At 65.7% G+C, this 20,821-nt stretch carries 21 protein-coding genes; 4 read left to right on the top strand and 17 right to left on the bottom strand.

Annotation, left to right across the window (positions count from 1 at the left end; all coding sequences use genetic code 11):
- The first annotated feature begins 15 nt into the window (after positions 1-15).
- From PVZ80_RS16570 to PVZ80_RS16560, 3 genes are all read left to right on the top strand, one after another.
- The gene (locus PVZ80_RS16570) at positions 16-1,434 is read left to right on the top strand and encodes an FAD-dependent oxidoreductase (RefSeq protein WP_007925837.1); all 1,419 of its coding nucleotides are present in this window, start codon (positions 16-18) and stop codon (positions 1,432-1,434) included.
- A 188-nt stretch (positions 1,435-1,622) separates the two neighbouring features.
- Positions 1,623-2,690, top strand: a complete 1,068-nt coding sequence (gene hemE, locus PVZ80_RS16565; RefSeq protein WP_273864217.1) for a uroporphyrinogen decarboxylase — start codon at positions 1,623-1,625, stop codon at positions 2,688-2,690.
- 130 nt (positions 2,691-2,820) lie between these two features.
- Positions 2,821-3,168: a YgiW/YdeI family stress tolerance OB fold protein gene (locus PVZ80_RS16560; RefSeq protein WP_009046606.1), complete on the top strand. Its 348-nt coding sequence runs from the start codon at positions 2,821-2,823 to the stop codon at positions 3,166-3,168.
- 85 nt (positions 3,169-3,253) lie between these two features.
- Here the strand turns inward: PVZ80_RS16560 and PVZ80_RS16555 are convergent, their stop codons facing one another.
- Positions 3,254-4,522 (bottom strand): MFS transporter, encoded by a 1,269-nt coding sequence (locus tag PVZ80_RS16555; protein WP_016704450.1) that lies wholly within the window; start codon positions 4,520-4,522, stop codon positions 3,254-3,256.
- A 120-nt stretch (positions 4,523-4,642) separates the two neighbouring features.
- Here PVZ80_RS16555 and PVZ80_RS16550 point away from each other — a divergent pair, with 120 nt between their 5' ends.
- Positions 4,643-5,536: a LysR family transcriptional regulator gene (locus PVZ80_RS16550; RefSeq protein ID WP_009046608.1), complete on the top strand. Its 894-nt coding sequence runs from the start codon at positions 4,643-4,645 to the stop codon at positions 5,534-5,536.
- A gap of 419 nt (positions 5,537-5,955) precedes the next feature.
- Here PVZ80_RS16550 and PVZ80_RS16545 read toward each other — a convergent pair whose 3' ends face one another.
- The 16 genes from PVZ80_RS16545 to PVZ80_RS16470 are packed head-to-tail and all read right to left on the bottom strand — an operon-like array spanning position 5,956 to position 20,812.
- The gene (locus PVZ80_RS16545; RefSeq protein ID WP_009046609.1) at positions 5,956-6,402 is read right to left on the bottom strand and encodes a hypothetical protein; all 447 of its coding nucleotides are present in this window, start codon (positions 6,400-6,402) and stop codon (positions 5,956-5,958) included.
- Positions 6,403-6,442: 40 nt separating this feature from the next.
- Positions 6,443-6,889 carry a hypothetical protein gene (locus PVZ80_RS16540; RefSeq protein ID WP_009046610.1) on the bottom strand — a complete coding sequence of 149 codons (447 nt, stop codon included), beginning with the start codon at positions 6,887-6,889 and terminating at the stop codon, positions 6,443-6,445.
- Positions 6,890-6,912: 23 nt separating this feature from the next.
- Complete coding sequence (locus tag PVZ80_RS16535; protein WP_016704452.1) at positions 6,913-8,142, bottom strand: beta-ketoacyl-ACP synthase; 1,230 nt, start codon at positions 8,140-8,142, stop codon at positions 6,913-6,915.
- Complete coding sequence (gene fabG / locus PVZ80_RS16530) at positions 8,142-8,870, bottom strand: 3-oxoacyl-ACP reductase FabG (RefSeq protein WP_028683771.1); 729 nt, start codon at positions 8,868-8,870, stop codon at positions 8,142-8,144. Before fabG ends, PVZ80_RS16535 begins: the two co-directional genes overlap by 1 nt.
- Complete coding sequence (locus PVZ80_RS16525; RefSeq protein WP_101281697.1) at positions 8,867-9,340, bottom strand: ApeP family dehydratase; 474 nt, start codon at positions 9,338-9,340, stop codon at positions 8,867-8,869. Before PVZ80_RS16525 ends, fabG begins: the two co-directional genes overlap by 4 nt.
- Entirely contained in the window at positions 9,337-10,533 is a 1,197-nt protein-coding gene (locus PVZ80_RS16520; RefSeq protein ID WP_016704455.1) for a beta-ketoacyl-[acyl-carrier-protein] synthase family protein, read from the bottom strand. The genes PVZ80_RS16525 and PVZ80_RS16520 overlap by 4 nt, the downstream gene beginning before the upstream one ends.
- Positions 10,530-11,015, bottom strand: a complete 486-nt coding sequence (locus tag PVZ80_RS16515; RefSeq protein WP_009046615.1) for a DUF3261 domain-containing protein — start codon at positions 11,013-11,015, stop codon at positions 10,530-10,532. The genes PVZ80_RS16520 and PVZ80_RS16515 overlap by 4 nt, the downstream gene beginning before the upstream one ends.
- Entirely contained in the window at positions 11,012-11,758 is a 747-nt protein-coding gene (locus PVZ80_RS16510) for a class I SAM-dependent methyltransferase (RefSeq protein WP_273864216.1), read from the bottom strand. Before PVZ80_RS16510 ends, PVZ80_RS16515 begins: the two co-directional genes overlap by 4 nt.
- Positions 11,755-13,002, bottom strand: a complete 1,248-nt coding sequence (locus PVZ80_RS16505; RefSeq protein WP_273864215.1) for an NAD(P)/FAD-dependent oxidoreductase — start codon at positions 13,000-13,002, stop codon at positions 11,755-11,757. Before PVZ80_RS16505 ends, PVZ80_RS16510 begins: the two co-directional genes overlap by 4 nt.
- Positions 12,989-14,164, bottom strand: coding sequence for a hypothetical protein (locus PVZ80_RS16500; protein ID WP_009046618.1), 1,176 nt, complete (start codon positions 14,162-14,164; stop codon positions 12,989-12,991). The genes PVZ80_RS16505 and PVZ80_RS16500 overlap by 14 nt, the downstream gene beginning before the upstream one ends.
- On the bottom strand, positions 14,161-16,500 hold the full coding sequence (locus PVZ80_RS16495) for an MMPL family transporter (RefSeq protein WP_273864214.1): 2,340 nt from the start codon (positions 16,498-16,500) through the stop codon (positions 14,161-14,163). The genes PVZ80_RS16500 and PVZ80_RS16495 overlap by 4 nt, the downstream gene beginning before the upstream one ends.
- The gene (locus PVZ80_RS16490) at positions 16,484-17,176 is read right to left on the bottom strand and encodes an outer membrane lipoprotein carrier protein LolA (protein ID WP_273864213.1); all 693 of its coding nucleotides are present in this window, start codon (positions 17,174-17,176) and stop codon (positions 16,484-16,486) included. Before PVZ80_RS16490 ends, PVZ80_RS16495 begins: the two co-directional genes overlap by 17 nt.
- A complete protein-coding gene (locus PVZ80_RS16485; protein ID WP_016704462.1) occupies positions 17,173-17,598 on the bottom strand; it encodes an acyl-CoA thioesterase in 426 nt (141 codons plus the stop codon). The genes PVZ80_RS16490 and PVZ80_RS16485 overlap by 4 nt, the downstream gene beginning before the upstream one ends.
- A complete protein-coding gene (locus tag PVZ80_RS16480; protein ID WP_273829304.1) occupies positions 17,591-19,135 on the bottom strand; it encodes an HAL/PAL/TAL family ammonia-lyase in 1,545 nt (514 codons plus the stop codon). The genes PVZ80_RS16485 and PVZ80_RS16480 overlap by 8 nt, the downstream gene beginning before the upstream one ends.
- Positions 19,116-20,081, bottom strand: coding sequence for an LpxL/LpxP family acyltransferase (locus PVZ80_RS16475; RefSeq protein WP_009046623.1), 966 nt, complete (start codon positions 20,079-20,081; stop codon positions 19,116-19,118). Before PVZ80_RS16475 ends, PVZ80_RS16480 begins: the two co-directional genes overlap by 20 nt.
- The gene (locus PVZ80_RS16470; RefSeq protein WP_009046624.1) at positions 20,078-20,812 is read right to left on the bottom strand and encodes a glycosyltransferase family 2 protein; all 735 of its coding nucleotides are present in this window, start codon (positions 20,810-20,812) and stop codon (positions 20,078-20,080) included. Before PVZ80_RS16470 ends, PVZ80_RS16475 begins: the two co-directional genes overlap by 4 nt.
- Positions 20,813-20,821 lie beyond the last annotated feature (9 nt).

Genomic DNA, 20,821 nt, shown 5'->3' with positions numbered 1-20,821 from the left:
GATGAGGTTTTAACTATGGCTGAACGTCTGAATAATGACTTCCAGTTCATCGAGGTCGGGCGCAAGGATCCGAAGAAGAAACTGTTGCGTCAACGCAAGAAAGAGTTCGTGGAGATCTACGAACCCTTCAAACCCCAGCAGTCGGCCGACCAGGCCCACCGCTGCCTGGGTTGCGGTAACCCGTACTGCGAATGGAAGTGCCCGGTGCACAACTTCATTCCCAACTGGCTCAAGCTGGTGGCCGAGGGCAACATCCTCGCCGCCGCCGAGCTGTCGCACCAGACCAACACCCTGCCGGAAGTCTGCGGCCGGGTGTGCCCGCAGGACCGCCTGTGCGAGGGTGCCTGCACCCTCAACGACGGCTTCGGCGCGGTGACCATCGGTTCGGTGGAGAAGTACATCACCGACACCGCCTTCGCCATGGGCTGGCGTCCGGACATGTCCAAGGTCAAGCCGACCGGCAAGCGTGTCGCGGTGATCGGCGCGGGCCCGGCGGGCCTGGGCTGTGCCGACGTGCTGGTACGCGGCGGCGTGACCCCGGTGGTGTTCGACAAGAACCCGGAAATCGGCGGCCTGCTGACTTTCGGCATCCCCGAGTTCAAGCTGGAAAAGACCGTGCTGAGCAATCGTCGCGAAGTCTTCAGCGGCATGGGCATCGAGTTCCGCCTCAACACCGAGGTGGGCAAGGACGTGACCATGGAGCAACTGCTCGAAGAATACGATGCCGTGTTCATGGGCATGGGCACCTACACCTACATGAAGGGCGGCTTTGCCGGTGAGGACCTGCCGGGCGTGCACGATGCGCTGGATTTTCTGATCGCCAACGTCAACCGCAACCTGGGCTTTGAAAAGTCGCCGGAAGATTTCGTCGACATGAAGGGCAAGAAGGTCGTGGTCCTCGGTGGTGGCGACACGGCGATGGACTGCAACCGCACGTCGATCCGCCAGGGCGCCAAGGCGGTGACCTGTGCCTATCGTCGCGACGAAGCGAACATGCCGGGCTCGCGCAAAGAGGTGAAGAACGCCAAGGAAGAAGGTGTGAAGTTCCTCTACAACCGCCAGCCGATCGCCATTGTCGGCGAAGACAAGGTCGAAGGCGTGAAGGTGGTCGAGACCCGTCTCGGCGAGCCGGACGCCCGTGGCCGTCGCAGCCCCGAGCCGATCCCGGGTTCCGAAGAGGTCATCCCGGCCGATGCCGTGGTCATCGCGTTCGGTTTCCGCCCGAGCCCGGCGCCGTGGTTCGAGCAGTTCAGCATCCAGACCGACAGCCAGGGCCGCGTCGTGGCGCCGGAGCAGGGCCAGTACAAGCACCAGACCAGCAACCCGAAGATCTTCGCCGGTGGCGACATGGTGCGCGGTTCCGACCTGGTGGTGACGGCGATCTTCGAAGGCCGTAACGCCGCCGAAGGCATCCTCGACTACCTGGGCGTCTGACAACGCCAGCGACAAGCTTCAAGCTATTAGCTGCAAGCTCAAAGCCACGGCGCTTGGGGCTTGCAGCTTGAAACTTGGCGCTGCTCTCCCTGCGACCAATTGACCCGATAGATAAAAGGCACGGCTCTCGCCGTGCCTTTTGCGTCGCGCTCTGAGAAAATGCCCGCACTTTTTTTCCGGATGCCGACATGACTGCCCTGAAGAACGACCGTTTCCTTCGTGCCCTGCTCAAGCAACCCGTAGACGTCACCCCGGTGTGGATGATGCGTCAGGCTGGGCGCTACCTGCCTGAATACCGCGCCAGCCGTGCCAACGCCGGTGACTTCATGAGCCTGTGCATGAACCCGGAGTTCGCCTGCGAAGTCACCGTGCAACCGTTGGACCGTTATCCACAGCTGGATGCGGCCATCCTTTTCTCCGACATCCTGACCATCCCCGACGCCATGGGCCAGGGCCTGTACTTCGAAACCGGCGAAGGCCCGCGTTTCAAGAAGGTCATCAGCACCCTGGCCGATATCGAGGCCCTGCCGATCCCGGATCCGCACAAGGACCTGGGCTACGTGATGGACGCGGTCAGCACCATCCGCCGCGAGCTCAACGGCCGCGTGCCGCTGATCGGCTTCTCCGGCAGCCCCTGGACCCTGGCCACCTACATGGTCGAGGGCGGCTCGTCGAAGGACTTCCGCAAGATCAAGGCGATGCTCTACGACAACCCGCAAGCCATGCACCTGCTGCTGGACAAGCTGGCGCAGTCGGTCACCAGCTACCTCAACGGCCAGATCAAGGCCGGTGCGCAAGCGGTGCAGATCTTCGACACCTGGGGCGGCAACCTGTCGGCGGCGGCCTACCAGGAGTTCTCCCTGGCCTATATGCGCAAGATCGTCAGCGGCCTGATCCGCGAGCACGAAGGGCGCAAGGTGCCAGTAATCCTGTTCACCAAGAACGGCGGCCTGTGGCTGGAAAGCATTGCCGACGCCGGTGCCGACGCCCTGGGCCTGGACTGGACCTGCGACCTCGGCGAAGCGCGGCAACGGGTCGGCAACAAGGTCGCCCTGCAAGGCAACATGGATCCGACCGTGCTCTATGCCAAGCCGGAAGCGATCCGTGCTGAAGTCGGGCGCATCCTCGCCAGCTATGGCAAGGGCAGCGGCCATGTGTTCAACCTCGGCCACGGCATCACCCCGGAAGTCGACCCGGAGCACGCCGGCGCCTTCCTGCGCGCGGTGCACGAACTGTCGGCGCAGTATCACCAGTGATCGCGGCCTGATAAGCAAGCCCGGCATTTGCCGGGCTTTTTTTGCCTTCAGGAAAGGGCCGGCGGATTAAGTTTCAATTCAGCCTGGCTGGTTAATCTGGCTTTATCGAAACCCACATTGGATCACTGCCATGAAAACCCGTTACCTCGTTCTGTTGCTCGCCCCGCTGTTCAGCACCGCCGCCCTGGCTGTCGGCTACACCGGTCCTGGCGCCCAGGCCGTCACCACCGTCGCGGCGGCCAACGATGCCTCGGACGATACGCCGGTGGTGTTGCAGGGCCATGTGGTCAAGAAACTGAACAACGACGACAAGTACGAATTCAAGGATGCCAGCGGCACCATCACCGTTGAGATCGACGACGAAGACCTGCCGCCGGTGGCGTTCAACGAGAAGACCCAGGTCAGGCTGACCGGTGAGGTCGAGAAGGGGTTGATGAAGCGCGAGATCGACGTCGACCTGGTAGAAATCGTCAAGTAAGCCGATCGACAGATATCGCCCATGCCGGCGACCGGACCCCGCATATGGATCGCGGGGGCTGGTCGCCGGCATGTTGGTTTAGCGGCTACTGAGTGGCCAGCGGCGGCAGCTTGGCCAGCTTCAAGGCCACCAGCAGCGCCACCACCAGCAGGGCGCTGATGAACAGGCCGATGCCGTTCCACCCGGCCATGTGCCAGAACACCCCGCCCGCCGTCCCGGCGATGCTCGATCCGGCGTAATAGCTGAACAGGTACAGCGATGAAGCCTGGCCCTTGGCCTTGAGGGCGCGCCGGCCGATCCAGCTGCTGGCGACCGAATGGGCGCCAAAGAAGCCGAACGTGAAGATCAGCATGCCGATGATCACCACCGACAACGGGCTGAGCATGGTCAGGGCGAGGCCGGCGAGCATCAGCGAAATGGTGGCCCAGAGCATTTTGCGTCGCCCCAGGCGGTCGGCCAGGGCGCCGATTTTCGCCGAGCTGTAGATCCCCGACAGGTACACCACTGACAGCAGGCCGACGAAGGCCTGATCCATGTGATACGGCTCGGCCAGCAGGCGATAGCCGATGTAGTTGAACAGCGTGACGAACGCGCCCATCAGCACGAAGGCTTCAAGGAACAGCAGCGGCAGGCCGGCATCGCGAAAGTGCATGGTGAAGCCGTCCAGCAGGCTGCGCGGGTGCAGCGAGCGGGCGCGGAAGTTGCGCGATTCGGGGAGGATTTTCCAGAACACCGCCGCGGCGATCAGCGCCAGGCCACCGATCACCAACATCGCCGTGTGCCAGCTGACGAAGTCGATCAGCACCCCGGTGATCAGGCGGCCGCTCATGCCACCAATGGCGTTGCCGCCGATGTACAGGCCCATGGCCAGGCCGATGTGCTGCGGATGGATCTCCTCGCTCAGGTAAGTCATCGCCACCGCCGCCAGGCCGCTCAGGGACAGCCCCACCAGCGCGCGCATCAGCAGCACGCCGTGCCAGCTCGGCATCAGGGCGCTGGCAATGGTGCACAGCGCGGCGGCGAACAGGGCGGCCACCATCACCGGCTTGCGGCCGATGCGGTCGGAAATCGGTCCGGTGACCAGCAGACCGACAGCCAGCAGGCCGGTGGCGACCGAGAGGATCAGGCTGCTCTGCGCGGCGTTGATGGAAAACTCCCGGGACAGCAGCGGCATCATCGGTTGCACGCAGTAGAGCAGGGCGAAGGTGGCGAAACCGCCGGAGAACAGCGCCAGCACCGTGCGCATGAACATCGGCGTGCCTTTTTCGATGTAGACCTCGTTCAGTTGCGCGACGACCTCATCGAGGGCGGTGGGAGGGAGTTCGTGGGCGAGTGGAGCGACAGCGGTTTTCACGGGAGACCTCGGGGGAGCGCAGCCGGTCAGGCAATGGAAAAAAGCATATAGCTGGCTAATGTTTCTTTCCAATATATTGTTCGACCTGATTGATATGTTTTACGACCTAATGAGGCGATCATGGAATTGCGTCACCTGCGTTACTTCATCGCGGTGGCCGAAGAGCTGCATTTCGGCCGCGCCGCCCAGGTTTTGGGCATCTCCCAACCGCCCTTGAGCCAGCAGATCCAGGTGCTGGAGCAGGAGGTCGGCGCGCGCCTGTTCGAGCGCACCAATCGTCGGGTCGAACTCAGCGAGGCCGGCAGGCTGTTCCTCGATGAGGCGCGACAGGTGCTGGCCCAGGTCGACAAGGCGGCGGATGTGGCCCGGCGGGCGCAACGGGGGGAGCTGGGTGAGCTGAAAATCGGCTTCACCTCGTCGGCGCCTTTCAACTCGAGCATTCCCCAGGCGATCTTCACCTTTCGCCAGCGCTTTCCCGACGTGCACCTGAAGCTGCGGGAGATGAGCAGCACCCAGGTGGCCGAGGCGCTACTGGACGAGTCGATCCAGGTCGGCATCATGCGGCCGTTGCCGCTGCCGGACTCCCTGAGCGTGGTGGAGTTGCTGCGCGAACCGCTGGTGGCGGTGCTTAGCTCCAAGCACCCGCTGGTGGCCGGCAGCGAAGCCGGCCTGGCGCTGTCGGCCCTGGCCCACGAACCCTTCGTGTTCTTCCCGCGCAGCTACGGCAGCGGCCTGTATGCGCAGTTGCTGACCCTGGCCCGGGATGTCGGTTTCACCCCGCATTTCGCCCAGGAAGCGGGCGAGGCCATGACCATCATCGGCCTGGTGGCGGCGGGGCTGGGGGTCTCGGTGTTGCCGGCGTCCTACCAGCGCATGCGTATCGACGGCGTGGTCTATCGACCGCTGCTCGACCCCGAGGCAGTCTCGGCGGTGTGGCTGGCGCAGCGCACCGACCAGCGCTCGCCAATGGCCAAGGCCTTTGTCGAGCTGCTGACCCGCAAGGCTGAGTTGTAACGGTCTGCTGGGCAAAGTGCGACATGCTCGCCACGGTCGGCTTGCCGCGACTCGATCGGATCAGGCGCAAAGGCCGTCATGGCCGACGAGTTTACGGAGTCTTGCAACTTACAGACGAAGAGCTCGCTGCCGTCAAAGCCGCTGTACGCAAGGCTTTGGGGCTCTGATACCGACTTTCCTGTGGAAAACGGCAATTGGCCACGGTTGCCGGGCGGCAGACTTCGAGCGACACTGCGCGCGTACCCGAAAGGGACTTGTGAGACTCTGAGGATCCTGGGCAACCAGCCATCGCAGAGCCAGACAGGCAGAGCGCGATGACAAGCCAGCCTGTTTGTGAAAGGGCGCCGAAAGGCGCCCTTTGTCGTTTCCGGGGGATGGAAACTGTGGATCAGGTCATGCCGATTTCATCGGCAGGCGCCTTACTGCACCTTCGCCAGATCGCCGCGCAGCGCGACGCCTGCCATCAGGGCGCCCGCGTGGCATTCGTAGGTTTTCGCGTCCTTGCGCTCGTTGCTCTTGTAGAAGCTGGCAATGTCGGTCACGGCATTGGCGCCGACTTTCTTGGCCGCCTGGTGCAGGGTGATCAGCGCCGATTGCAGGACCCATTCGCAGGCCACTTCGTCGCTCTTGTTGAAGGCATTGGTCTTCTTGTTGGTGACCGCGCCCGCGCTGATCACCGTGACCTTGCCGGCGGGCTGGTTGCCGGCCAGGTAGAACTTCACGCTGCCGTCGATCTTGCCGGTGCTGATGGCTTCGGCGACCACCTTGTCGAACGGCAGGTACAGCGCGGTATCACGGGCCTGGCTGACGCCGGGCAGGGTGCAGAGCAGCAGGGTGGCGGCAGCGGCCAGGGTCTTCAATTGCATGGTGGTCTCCTTGACGTAGAAAGCGGGTAGCGGCTGGCGCTCAATTAGGCGCGGCAATCGCCTGGGCCGAGCTGGACAGCTGTTGCGCGGTCCGTTCGTTCTGGTTGTCCTTCAGCTCGCGCAGGATGCCCTTGTCCAGCAGGCGCACCCAGCGGATGTAGTTCTTGTGGATCTTGCCGTCCGCGTAGCCCATGCCACGGCTGTCGCGGTAGAGGATCTTGTAGTGGGTCGGCGCGTACTGGATGTCGATTTCCACGTGGTATTGCTCGCGCACAGTGATCTCGGCCTGGATCAGCTCCGGGCTGATGCGCTGCACGGTCCACTTGCGGGCGACCAGGTTTTTCAGGATCGCCTGTTTCATTTCCTCATGGTCGGCCTTGAGGGTGGCGGGCAGGACCCGGTCCGGGGTGTACATGCGCTTGCTGGTGCACGAGACGCAGGTCAGCAGGGCCAGCACGATCAGGCAGGCGCGAAGCAGGGAGGGCATTCCATTTTCTCCAGGGGGTAACGTCATTGAGGCCAGCGGCGGAAGATCAGCGAAGTGTTGACGCCGCCAAAGGCAAAGTTGTTGTTCATCACGTACTCGCAGCTCATCTGCCGGAATTCGCCGCGCAGGTAATCCAGCTCGCCGCAGCGCGGGTCGACCGTGTCGAGGTTGAGGGTGTGCACGTAGAGGTCGCGGTTGAGCATCTCGATGCTGAACCAGGACTCCAGCGCGCCACAGGCCCCCAGGGTGTGGCCGAGGAAACTCTTCTGCGAACTGATGGGCATCCGGCTGCCGAACAGGCTGCTGGTGGCCAGTGTTTCGGCAATGTCGCCCTGTTCTGTAGCGGTGCCGTGGCCATTGACGTAACCGATGGCCGAAGGCTCGAGGCCGGCGTCTTCCAGGGCCAGCTCCATGGCCCGGCGCATGGTGGCCTGCTCCGGACGGGTGGTGTGCTGGCCGTCGGCGTTGCTGCCGAAGCCGACGATCTCGGCATGGATATGCGCGCCGCGGGCCAGGGCGTGTTCCAGCTCTTCGAGCACCAGCATGCCGCCGCCCTCGCCGATCACCAGGCCGTCGCGGTCGCTGTCGTAGGGCCGCGGGCTGGTGTGCGGGGCATCGTTTTTCAGGCTGGTGGCGTAGAGCGCGTCGAACACCATGGCTTCGGTCGGGCACAGCTCTTCGGCGCCGCCGGCGAGCATCAGCGGCAGACGGCCGAACTTGATCGCCTCGTAGGCGTAGCCGATGCCCTGGCTGCCGCTGGTGCAGGCGCTGGACGTCGGGATCAGCCGGCCGGTGAGGCCGAAGAAGATGCTGATATTGGCCGCGGTGGTGTGCGGCATCATGCGCACGTAGGAGTTGGCGTTGAGGCCTTCGGCGACCGAGTTCAGCAACATGTTGCCGAACGCCTTGATCTCGTCGGTGCTGCCGGTGGACGAGCCACAGGCCACGCCCATGCGCCCGTCCTTGATCGACTCGTCACCCAGCAGGCCGGCATCGGCCAGGGCCTGCTCGGCAGCCCCCACGGCGAGCCGCGACACCCGGCCCATGCTGCGCAGCTGCTTGCGGGTCCAGTGGTCCGGTACCTTGAAGTCGTCCACGGGGCCGGCCAGGCGGGTATTGAGTTCGCTGAAGCGATCCCATTCGTCCATCCGGCGAATGCCGCTGCGGTTGGCGCCGAAGTTGGCGGCGATGGTGTCCCAGTCGCTGCCCAGCGAAGTGATGCCGGCCATGCCGGTGACGACCACACGTTTCATCAGACCAGGCCTCCGTTCACCGCCAGCACCTGACGGGTGATGTAGGCGGCCTCGGCGGACATCAGGAAGTTCACCGCGCCGGCGACTTCTTCCGGGGTGCCCATGCGCTGGGCCGGGATCATCTTCAGCAATTCGTCCACCGGCACGTTCTCGTCGAGCATGGCAGTGTCGATCAGGCCTGGCGCCACGCAGTTGACGGTGATCTTGCGTTTGCCCAGCTCGATGGCCAGGGCCTTGGCGGCGCCGATCAGGCCGGCCTTGGACGCGCTGTAGTTGACCTGGCCACGGTTGCCGACCTGCCCGGACACCGAGGCGATGCAGACGATACGCCCGGCGGTGCGGCGCCGGATCATCGGCATCATCACCGGGTGCAGGACATTGTAGAAACCGTCGAGGTTGGTGCGCAGCACGGTGTCCCAGTCGTCTTCGCTCAGGGCCGGGAAGGCGCCGTCGCGGGTCAGGCCGGCGTTGAGCACCACACCGTAGTAGGCGCCGTGGGCTTCCACGTCGGCTTCGAGAACGGCCTTGCAGCTGGCGCGGTCGGTCACATCGAATTGCAGGATGCGCGCCTGGCGCCCCAGGGCCTCGACTTCGGCCTGCACGGCCTCGGCTTCGCTGCGGCCACTGCGGCAATGCAGGATCAGGTCATAGCCGCTCTGGGCCAGGCGCAGGGCGATGGCGCGGCCGATACCACGGCTGGAGCCGGTGACCAGTATGGATTCAGTCATGGCTGGACTCCTGTTGATAAAGCGGGTGATTCGTTCAGGTAGCTGTCCGCCTGGGGCGGACAGAACACGTTGAGGCGGGCGACGGCCTGGATGCCGGGGGCACTCAGGTGGCATTCGAATACGCCCATGCCGTTGTCGTCTTGCAGGGAGCGCAAGGCGTGAATCTGCAGTTCGCTGCCGGCCGGGAAGTGGTCCACATTGCATTCGAACTTGCGGGTGCCGAGCAGGAACCCCAGCTCGACGGCCTGGCCTTTCTGGCGCGCATGGCAACCGGCGTAGGCGGCGATGCTCTGGGCCATTATTTCGATGCCGACCCAGGCCGGCAGGCTGCCGTCGGCACGGTTGAACAGGCCATCGGGTTTGACGGTGAGGCGGGTGCGGATCTGCTCTTCATCGAACGCCAGGACCTGATCGATCAGGATCATGTCGCCCGCGTGGGGCAGCAGTTCGGCGAGCGGCCAGTCAATCATGGGGCGTCTCCGATAATCAGGCTGACGTTGTTGCCGCCGAAGGCAAAGGAGTTGCTCATCAGGCAGCGCGGAGCGTTCTGCTCCAGACGTGTGGTGGCGGTGACCCAATGCAGCGGCGGCAGTTGCGGGTCGGCCTGGGCGTCCCATACATGGGGCGGCAGGGCGTGCGCGCTGTTCGCGGCGGACAGGCTCAGCCAGCAGAACGCCGCTTCCAGGGCGCCGGCGGCGCCCAGGGTATGGCCGCTCATGGGTTTGGTCGACGAGCAGGGCACGCCAGCCGGGAACAATTGGTCGACCGCCAGGCTTTCCATGGCGTCGTTGTGCTGGGTGGCCGTGCCGTGCAGGTTCAGGTAGCCGATCTGTCCGGCCTGCAGGCCGGCATTGTGCAAGGCCTTCTGCATGGCTTGCAGGGCGCCGCGCCCGCTGGGTTCGGGCGCGGAAATATGGTGCGCGTCGGAGCTGGCGCCGGCGCCGAGCAAGGCGATCGGTTGTGCGCCGAGGGTTTCCTTGCTCATCAGGAACAGCACGGCGGCTTCACCGATATTGATGCCATCGCGGTTGACCGAGAACGGATTGCAGCGCTGGTCGGACACTGCTTCCAGGGCCGAGAAACCGTTGAGGGTCAGCTTGCACAGGCTGTCGACGCCGCCGCACAGCACCGCGTCGCACAGGCCCAGGTCGAGCAGGCGGCGGGCGCTCATCAGCGCGCGGGCGCTGGAGGTGCAGGCGGTGGAGATCACATAGGCCGGGCCGCTGAGGTCGAGCCAGTCGGCGAGAAAGTTCGCCGGCGCGCCGAGCTCCTGCTGCCGGTAGTCGTAGTCGGCCGGGAAATGCCGGTCGCGCAGGTAGTGGGCGATGCCGCGGCTGGCTTCGTCGATGCCCGAGGTGCTGGTGCCGAGGACGATGCCGATGCGGCTGTGGCCGTAGCGGGCGATGGCCTGGTCGATGTCGCCACGGATCTGCAGGGCGGCCTCCAGCAGCAGCTGGTTGTTGCGGCTGCTCTGCTGTCCCAGCTCCGGCGGAATGCTCGCTAGCGGCCCCTGGACGGCTGCCACCGGCACGCTGCGCTCCGGCACCCAGCCGGCTGCGGCGCGCATGCCGGAGCAGTCGCCGGCAAACAGGCTGCGGGCCACTTGCTGCTTGTCGCGCCCAAGGGCACAGATCACCCCGAGGGCATTCAGGTAGGCCGTCATGAGGCGTTCTCGGCGGTCAGCGGGCTGATGTGGTAGTACAAGCCCTGGGGCAGCTCCAGGCGAAAATCCAGGGCCTGGCGATAGCGGACCTGCCAGTGCGGGGCGAGGTCGCGCTGCGCGCCGTGCTGCCGGGCGGCTGGATAATTATCTCGCAGTTCGCCCGCGGGCGTCAGGGCGAATAGCAGGGCGGCGAACAGTTCGCGGGCCTCCGGGTTCGGCGGCAGCAGGCCATCGGCCTGCCAGCGACCGTCGATCAGTTGCTGGCGCGCCAGGGGAATGCCCAGCGGGTCGAGCAGCGACCAGCGGATGCCCGGCCCTTCGGCCTGGATCACCAGCAGCCAGTCCTGGCGCTGCCCGGCCTGTTGCCGCTCGATATGCAGTTGCAGCGGCAGGGCCAGGCTCGGGGTTTTCTCGGGCAGCGGCGGCTGGCTGGCGCAGGCGCTCAGCAACAGCAGGCAGCCGACGAGCAGGGCACGGATCATCCGGCGGCACCTTCGTGCAAGGGTTTGCGGGCGACCACATTGACCAGGGTTTCTTCCCGTTGGCCAAAGGGTTTCGGGCGGCGCAGGCCGAAGCGTTCGAGCAGCCCGAAGTCCTTGGCACGGCTCCACCACAGATAGGGATAAGACACATTGCGCGGGGTAAATTCAAAACCCTGTCGTCGGATCATTTCCAGGTACTGCGCCGCGCTTTTCTGTACATGCATCGGGTGGCGGAACAGCCAGCGGATCACCCAGGTGTCGATGTAGGCCTCGGTGGATTCGGCGAACAGCAGGTAACCGCCCGGCTTGAGCACGCGATAGAACTCGGCCAGGGCTTTTTCCTGTTCCACCAGGTGGTGAAAGGTCTGGTGGCAGAACAGCAGGTCGACGCTGGCATCGGCCACGTCCAGGGTCGCGCAGTCGCTGCCGATCAGCTCGACCTGCAGGCCCTGGCGCGCCGCCTCTTCGCTGCTGAGTTTGAGGCTGTGCGGGTCGGCGTCCAGGCCGATCAGGCGCCGCGGGGCGAACACCTGGCGCAGGTACTGGAACGACTTGCCCTGGCCGCAGCCGGCATCCAGCAGCACCGGGTTGGCCGGTGGCTGGTTGTCGAACAGGCGGCGCAGGTCGTTGATCGCCACCCGCAGCACATGGTGCTGCCAGGTATGGCTGCGCAGGAACCAGAAGCCGAAGCGGGTTTCCTCGACGTAGCTGGCGCTCAGGTACTGTGGCTGGGCGTCGTTCATGGAGCCTCCATGGCGCAGATTTCCGAGAGCATGCGCAGCCGGCGCTTGGGTTCGCTGACGAACGGGTTGCGTTCGTCCCAGGCATAGCCGGCGAGAATCGAACTGATCATCCGGCGAATCTCCGGCGAGCTGCCCGGGTGGTAGATCACGTCCTGGAAGGTGCCGGCGTACCAGCCTTCGACGTAGCAACGGAAGGTGTCGACACCGCGCTTGAGGGGGATGGCGAACTCTGTTTCCCAATCCACGCTTTCGCCCTGCAACTGCCGATGCAGCACGGCGGCGGCCATGCTCGCCGAACGCATGGCGATGGTCACGCCGGAGGAGAACACCGGGTCGAGGAACTCCGCGGCGTTGCCCAGCAGCGCGAAGCCCGGGCCGTGCAGGGTCTTGACGTTGGCCGAGTAGCCGCCGATTGCCCGCGCCGGGGTGTCCCAGACGGCGTTGTGCAGGACCTTGGCCAGGCTCGGGGTCTCCTCGATGAAACCGCGCAGGCACTGGTCCAGGTCGCCGTCACGACCGTCGAAGTGCTCCTTGGCCGCCACCACGCCGATCGAGCAGCGGCCGTTGCTGAACGGGATGGTCCAGAACCACACATCGCGTTTGCTGGGGTGAGTGGTGATGAGGATCTTTTCCCGCTCGAAAGCCGGGCTGTCGATGTGGTCTTCGATATGGGTGAACACCGCCTGGCGGACCGGGAAGTTCGAGGGTGCTTCCAGGTCCAGCAGGCGTGGCAGCACACGGCCGTAGCCGCTGGCGTCGAGCACGAAACCGGCCTCCACGCGGTACTCGCTGCCGTCTTCGCGCAGCACCTGCAGCTGCGGCCTGGCCAGGTTGAAGTCGGCGCTGACGATGGCCTCGCCATAACGCACTTCAACGCCTTGCAGGGCGGCCTGATCGGCCAGCAGTTTGTCGAAGTCGGCGCGTTGCACCTGAAAGGTGGTGGGCTTGCCCTCGCTGAAGGTGTCGCCGAAATCGAAGGCACTGTAACGCTCGCCCCAGGCGAACGCGGCGCCGTTCTTCAGCTGGAAGCCCGCCGCCTTGACCGCCTCGAGCATGCCGGCCTCTTCGACGAAATCCAGGCAGTGGGACAGCAGGCTTTCACCGATCGAAAAGCGTGGGAAATGCTGGCGCTCGACGATCAGCACGTCGTGGCCTTTGCCCTTGAGCAGCGCGGCGGCGATGGCGCCCGATGGGCCGGCGCCGATCACCACAATCTGGCGGCGTTCCATTTCAACTGTTGGCACTGGGGCTCCTTGCCGGTTCGGCGATGTTCGGGTTCGAAGGGACCAAAGGTGTTCGGTGCAGCCCGGCCAGGGCCGGCATCAGGGTAGCGATCAGGCCCATGAGCATCAGCGCGAAATACAGCGCCGGGCTGATCAGCTGTTGTTGCAGCAGCAGGTTGAGAAAAACGATCTCGCTCAGCCCGCGAATATTCAGCAGCAGGCTTTCCCGCCAGCGGCTGGCGCCCTTGAAGGAGGCGCCGGCCCAGCCCAGGCCGAGCCAGTTGCCGAGCAGCTTGCTGGCAATCGGCAACAGCAGCAACGCCCCCAGTTGCACCCAGCCGAGGCTGTCCATGGCGCTGTGCACATTGATCTGCACGATGCCGAACGTGAGGATCAGCGGAATGGCGATAAAGGTCTGCAAACGGCTCATCCAGGCTGCCTTTAACGGCAGCACTAGCGGCACCTTGAGGGCGGCCATGCACAGCAGGTAGCCGATGCCGAAAATCAGCGCGTTGAGTTTGTAGTGTTCGGCCACCACCAGCAGGCCGAAGAAGCCCAGGCTGTGCAGCAGCGGCTGGCGCAGGCCGAGGCCGCGCAGGAGCAGCGGCAGGCAGGCGCCGGCCAGCGGCAGCAGCAGGCTGCTCAGGTGCAGGCTGCCCTGGGCGACGCCGAACAGGGTCCAGCAGCCGAGGTCGATGAGGATCGCGGTCTGCACCAGGCGCCGGGTGGCCAGCGGCGGGTAGTCGATGTGCCGCAGGTACAGGTACAACACCGGAATTGCGGTAATGGCGAACAGCAGGCCGACCGCCAGGGAACTCAGCCAGGGTTGCGCCGGCAACAGCCAGACCGCCGTGGCCAGGCCGCAGGCGAAGGGAATGGCGAAGCTCGGCAGGGCGATCTTCAGGCTCTGGCGGTCCAGGCGCAGGTCGATCACGTCGCTGAGGATATGCCCCAGCAGCAGGGCGAAACTCAAGCCGTACAGGTTCTTCAGCCAGACCGGCGCGACCAGTTGGGCGCCACTCAACTGCCAGTGCGGCTCGATCCAGAACAGCATCAGCAGCGGCAGGCCGAAGGTCGCCAGCAGCAACTGGCTGACGATCGGGATCAGGCCGAAACGGCTGCCGATGCGGGTGGCGAGCGCGAACAGCAGCAGCGCCATGAGCCAGAACAGGGCAATCATCACAGGGCGGGCTCCGTAACGGTCTGGCGATGGCGCTGGCGACCGGCCCAGGGCGCCAGGATAAAACTGAAGGCCAGGCCCAGGCTCACCGCCAGGCCGAAGTTGCTGACCGCCGGGGTGCTGGAAATCGCCAGCAGGCCGAACGACAGCCAGGTGGTCAGCGCTGCAAGCAAGGTGCCGAGCAGGCTCACGGCGGCCCCGCCGACCTGTTCACGCATGAGGATGGCGTAGTCGACGCTGATGGCGGTCACCAGCAACAGGCCGAACAGGCTGAACAGGGTCAGCGGTTGCCCCAGCCAGCCCAGGCTGGCGAGGCTGCACAGGGCCGCCAGCAGCGGCAGGGCGACCAGGCGTAGGGCGCCGCCGAGGCCGAACGGCAGGATCAGCAGTAAGACGATCAGCACGCAGGAGGCGAGTTTGAGCTCGGCGGCGCTGACCTGGGTGGCAGCGAACACTTGGTTCAGCTCGCCCAGGCGATCCACCAGTTGCACCCCCGGCAGATCCTGCGCCTGGATCCGCAATAGCTGTGGGTTGTTCAGCCCCTGCAGGCTGACCATGGCCGCCACGCCGTTGTCGGTGGGGCCCAGCCACAGGGTGCGGTAAGGCTCGGCCAGCGGGCCTTGCAGGGCCGCGTCGATGTCTTCGTCGGGCAGCGCCCGCAGTTGCGCGAGTTCCGCGTTCAGGGCCGTGACCGGGACTCCGAGATCCAGCAGCGGCTGCCAGTGCCGCGGCAGCGCGTCCAGGGCCTGGCGCAGGCGCTGTTGCTCACTGGGCAGGCTCACCAGTTGGTTGAGCGACAGGTAGCCCTGGAGTTTCTCCAGGTTGACCAGTTGCTCCAGGCGCTCGCTCAGGGCGCCGAGGCGTTCGAGCAGCTGTTGCTGATCGGCCCCGCGCACCAGGAAGAACTGACTGGTGGGCTGGTAGCCGGTAATCCGCGCGATGGCCTGGGCTTCGTTGAGCAGTTGTGGCGGCGCGCCGATCCACTGGCGGATATCGTTTTTGCTGTCGAGCTGCCACAGGCCGCCGGCGCAGAAGGCGATCACCAGCGCCAGCAGCCAAGGGCTGGACACGCGCTTGAGCAACTGCGTGCGCAGGTTCAGCAGCCATTCGGCCACGCGCAGCGGCCATTGCGCCGGTTGCAGCTCGACGCCGCGCAGCAGCGCCGGCAGCAGGCACACCGCGCTCAGGTAGGCACCCAACAGGCCGGCGGCGGAAAACACAGCGATCTGGGTCAGGGCCGGGAACGGTGTCCAGGCCAATGCCAGGTAGCCGATGCAACTGGTGGCCAGGCTCAGGCTCAGCCCCGGCAGGGTCAGGCGCAGGGCTGGCCAGCTGTGCCAGGGGCGCAGGCTCCAGCTCTTGGACAGGTAGTGCAGGGGGTAGTCGACGGCGACGCCGATCAGGCTCGAACCCAGCACCAGGGTCATCACGTGCATATGGCCGAAAAAGACCACGCAGGCCACCGCGCCGAACAGCATGCCCACCAGCACCGGCACGAACGCCAGCAACACCCGCCAGCGACGGAAGGCCAGCAACAGCAGCAGGAGGATACCGACGGTGGCGCCGCCGCCGACCCAGGTGATCTCGCGGGAGGCTTGCTGCTGGCCGTTGGCGGCGTAGAGCAGGCCACTGGCGGCCAGCAGCTGGACGTCGGCCTGGGCGGCCTGTTCACGGCTGTGCTGAAGCAAGGCCGCCACCTGCAGCGGCAGTTGCATGTCGAAGGCGTTGCCGGTGGTGCGTGCTCGCAGCAGCACCCAGCTCTTGCCGTCGGCATCGGCGATCAGGGTGCCGCTGCCGATGTCCAGTTGCACCGCGCCGCGTTGCGGCTGGCTGTTCTGGATGCGCCCGGTCAGGCCCAGCCAGTCGTCCTGGCTCGAGACCAGGCTGAAACCGCTGAAGGGGTCGAACAGCGCCTGTACGCGTTGCTGGATAAAGGCCTCGGGGTGCTCGATCAGTTGCTGGCGATCGGCAGCAGCAAGCATCGCCAGGCGGCCTTGCAGCAATTGCGTGCGCAGCGCCGGCAGGTCGGCCTGCAGGTTCCACTGGACCTTCTCGAACAGCCCGCTGGCCTGCCATTGCTCACCCAGGCGCTGGGCCATGGCGATGGCCTGCTGGCGTTCGGCGTGGCCCACCAGCACCAGCATTTCGCGGTTCAGCGGCTCCTGCATGCGCTGCTCGGCCTTGAGCTCCAGGGCATCGGGGTCGGTGCCCGGCACCAGCTCCATGAGGTTGGCCGACAGCGGCGCGCCATGGCGCCATTGCCAGCCGGCCAGGGCCAGCACGGCCACCAGCAGGAGCAGGAACAGGCGCGGCCACCAGCGTTCACTCGGCAAAGTCATGCTGCTCCGCGTCGCTCAAGGGCTGGTTGCTGATGCTGTCGTGCATCTCCAGCACGGTGCTGTCGCCCTGGGTTTCCAGTAGCTCGATGCGCTGCACCAGTTCGCCACCGTCGATGTTGATCTGGTTGAACACCTGCTTGAGCAGCAGCGAACGTGGGGTCAGGGTCAGTTTCCAGGCCTTGGCGTCGCCGGCCAGGGCCAGCTCGAAGTCCCGTTGCAGGCCGCTGCTGTCGCCTTGCAGCACGGCGAGGAACAGGCGGTTCTGTTCGGCCCCGGCGCTCTTGTTCGGCAGCATTTGCCAGCCGCCGCCATCCCGGCGGGCGATGCCTTTGCCGGTGATGCGGTAGTCCTGTTGCAGCGGTGTTTTCAGCAGCCACAGCAGGCCATGGTTCTTCGCCAGGACGAAGCTGCCCTTACTGGTCAGCGGCTGGGGCAGGGCGCGCAGGTGTTTCTCCTGGACGAAGCTGCCGTGGATCACCTCGGGTCTGGCCAACTGGTCGCTGAGCTGTTGCAGGTCGAAGGCATTGGCCAAGCCTGGAGTGCCCAACAGTACGAGCACGGTAGGAGCGAGCTTGCTCGCGAAAAACCGCAGAACGCCGTGACGTGTCAGGTAGCTCGCGCAATCGTTGACGATTTTCGCGAGCAAGCTCGCTCCTGCAGGAAGCGGTCGGCTCATGGCAGAAGCCTCTCGACGGCATCGGTGAACACCTTGGGCGAGGCCAGTTGCATCTCGCGGCTGGCGATCTCCACCGCCACCTGCACCGAGCTGGCGCGGGTCAGGCGTTCGCCGGTTTCCAGGTCGCTGATCAGGTAGTTGATCTTCAGGCGGTTTTCCCACTCCACCAGGCTGGCGCGGACCTTGAGCTTCTGGCCGAATACCGCGCCGCGCACATAGCGCAGTTGCAGGTCGATCACCGGCCAGGCGTAGCCGGACTCGAGCATCTGGTTGTAGTTGTGGCCGAGCTTGTCGAGCAGGGCGCAGCGGGCCACTTCCAGGTACTTCACGTAGTGCCCGTGCCAGACCACGTGCATGGTGTCGACGTCGAAAAACGGCACCTGGATCTCGGTGTCCGCGTGCAGCACGCCCCGACTACGCATGCAGCCTCCAGTGTTGCTCGGCAATGCGTTGCAGGCACAGGCGCAGTTCGCCTTCCAGGGCGCGGTCCTCGATCACCGGCGGGAAGTCCTTGGCCAGCTCCTGGTGCATGGCGGCCAGGGCTGGCGGCAATGGCCGTGCATCCTCGGCTCGGCCGCGCAGCCAGACGCCCTGGTTGGCGGCCAGCAGGGTGGCTGCGGCGACCTGTTCGGTCAGCTCCAGCACGCGGATCGCATCGCGGGCGGCGATGGTGCCCATGCTCACCTTGTCCTGGTTGTGGCATTCGGTGGAGCGCGAGAACACGCTGGCCGGCATGGTGTTTTTCAGCGCTTCGGCGGTCCAGGCGCTGGTGCCGATCTGCACCGCCTTGAAGCCGTGGTTGATCATGGCGCGGTCCGTCGGGGCGCCGGACAGATTGCTCGGCAGGCCGTGGTTGTAGCGCTCGTCCACCAGCAGCGCGAGCTGACGGTCCAAGAGGTCGGCGACGTTGGCTACCAGGTTCTTCAGGCTGTCCATGGCGAAGGCGATGTGCCCGCCGTAGAAGTGCCCGCCGTGCAGCACGCGTTCGGCCTCGGCATCGATGATCGGGTTGTCGTTGGCGCTGTTCAGCTCGGTTTCGATGAAGCCGCGCAGCCAGCCCAGGCTGTCGGCCAGCACACCCAGCACATGGGGCGCGCAACGCAGCGAGTAGCGGTCCTGCAGGCGGTGCAGCGGCGCGGTCGGTGCGTCGATGGCCAGGTCCTGGCGCAGCCAGGCGGCGACTTGCATCTGCCCCGGGTGCGGCTTGGCGGCGAACAGGCGCTCGTCGAAGTGTTCCGGGTTGCCCTGCAAGGCGACCACGTTCAGCGCGGTGATGCGCGTGGCCAGTTGCAGCAGGTAGTCGGCGCGGGCGAAGGCCAGGCAGGCCAGGCCGGTCATCACCGCGGTGCCGTTCATCAGCGCCAGGGCTTCCTTGGGCCGCAGCACCAGCGGCTCCCAGCCCAGCTCGCGGTGCACCTCGGCCGAGGTTCGGCGCTCGCCGCGGAACATCACCTCACGCTCGCCGGACAGGGTCGCGGCCACGTAGGACAGCGGCGTCAGGTCGCCGCTGGCGCCTACCGAACCCTCTTCGGGAATCAGCGGCAGGATGTCGTGTTCGAGGAACGCCTGCAGGCGCTCCAGCAGTTCCACGCGCACCCCGGACACGCCGTGGCACAGCGACTGCAAGCGCGCCGCCAGCACCGCGCGGGTGGCTTGCGCGTCCAGCAGCTTGCCCAGGCCGCAGCCGTGGAAGGTGTACAGATGACGGGGCAACGCCTCGACGTGCTGCAGCGGCACCGCGACCACGCAGGAGTCGCCGTAGCCGGTGGTCACGCCGTAGATCACGCCTTCCTTGTCCAGCAGCGAATCGAGGAATTGCGCGCCCTTGGCGATGCGCTGGCGGAATGCGCTGTCGTCCTGCAGCCGGGTCGGCGCCTGACGGTTGGCCAGGGCCAGCACGTCTTCGATGCGCAAAGGGAGTTCGCCGAAGGTTACCGGCTCAAGCGGATGCGTCGTCATCGGTCTTCCAGAAAGGGTAAAAGTTGAACCATTGTTGGGGCGCTTCGAGGCAGTACTGGCCCAGACGCTCGGCGTAGCGGGCAGTCCACTGGGCGATGACCTGCTCGCGGTCGCTGCGTTTCCACGCCACGGCCTCGGTGAAGGGTTCGAGGAACACTCGATAGCGACCATTGTTTTTCAGGCACAGCAGCAGGTTGACCGGGCATTTCAGCAGGCCCGCCAGCAGCCACGGCCCCTGGGGAAAGGGCGCCGGATGGCCGAGGAAATCCACCCGCACGTTGCGCCCGCCGTGCAGCGGTACACGGTCGCCGGCAATCGCCAGCCACTCGCCGCGATCCAGGCGCTGGCTCAGTTGCAGCATGACCGCCGGATCCAGCTCGCTGACCTGGATCAGCCGCAGGTTGGTGGCCCCGGCCTCGCCCAGCAGACGATTGAAACGTTCGGCGTGCTTGGTGTGCACCAGCACGTTCATGGTGACCTTCTCGCCCAGCTCGGCCAGGGCGCGGCAGACTTCGAGGTTGCCCAGGTGCGCGCCCACCAGCATCTGTCCGCGGGTGCCGCGCAACTGGTCGCGCAGCCGGGCCGGGTCGACGATCTCGATCTGTTCCAGGCGCAGCTTGCCGTTCCACACGTCGAGCTTGTCCAGCAGGGAGTCGGCGAACGCCATGAACTGGCCGAAGACCCGCCAGTGGCTGGGACGCAGCTCGGCCTTGCCGCTCCAGTCGGCCAGGCGCCGCTGGTACAACCAGGCGCTGCGGCGGGCACCGCGGCCGAACAGGAAAAAGTAGAAAACGATGATGTACAGCACCGGGCTCAACACCCGGCGCCCGAGCACCCGCACGCCCAAGGCGGTGAGCTTCATCAGCCAGAAGCTGCCGCGCTCCTTGTGCTCGGCCCAATGTTGCTTGTCCGGCTGTTTGTCCTGTTTGTCTGGTAGCGCCGTCATGCTTGCCACCGTCGCCAGAGGATCAGCGGCGCGCGCAGCAACATGCCGAAGAACAGCCGGGCGTGCATGCTGGAAATCAGCAGGTTGTCGTGGAACAGGCGAAAGTGCGACAGGCCATCCACCGGGTAACGGACCTGGGTCGGCAACCAGCGCATCGGCTGGTTGCGCCAGGACAGGCGCACCAGAATGTCGGTGTCGAAATCCATGCGCCGGCCGATCTTCACCGAGTCGATCAGCGCCAGGACTGGCGGCAGGGGGTAGACCCGGAAGCCGCACATGGAGTCGGGGATCTGCAACGACAGGGTATTGATCCAGACCCAGACGTGGGTCAGGTAGCGCGCGTAAAAACGGCCCTTGGGCACGCTGGCGTCGTACTGTGGATAACCGCAGACCAGCGCTTCGGGGTGGGTGCGGGAGGTGGCGATAAAGTTATCCACATCGCGCAGGTCGTGCTGGCCGTCGGCGTCCACTTGCAGGGCGTGGCTGAAGCCCAGGCGCGAGGCTTCGCGCAGCCCGGCCATGACCGCGCCGCCCTTGCCCTGGTTGACCGCGAGCTTGACCAGGAACACCTGTTCGCGCTCGGCCAGCTGTTCCAGCACGGCGGCGCAGGCCGGGCTGCTGGCGTCGTCCACCAGCACGCAGGGCAGGCCGCTGGCGAGCAGGGCATCGACCACCGTCGGCACGGCGGCTTCATGGTTGTAGACCGGGATCACGGCGCAGGGGTTATGCATGGGGGCTGT

Source organism: Pseudomonas sp. B3G-3, assembly GCF_028640915.1.
GTDB classification, from domain to species: domain Bacteria; phylum Pseudomonadota; class Gammaproteobacteria; order Pseudomonadales; family Pseudomonadaceae; genus Aquipseudomonas; species Aquipseudomonas chlororaphis_I.
This window is presented reverse-complemented; position numbering and strand designations above follow the sequence as displayed.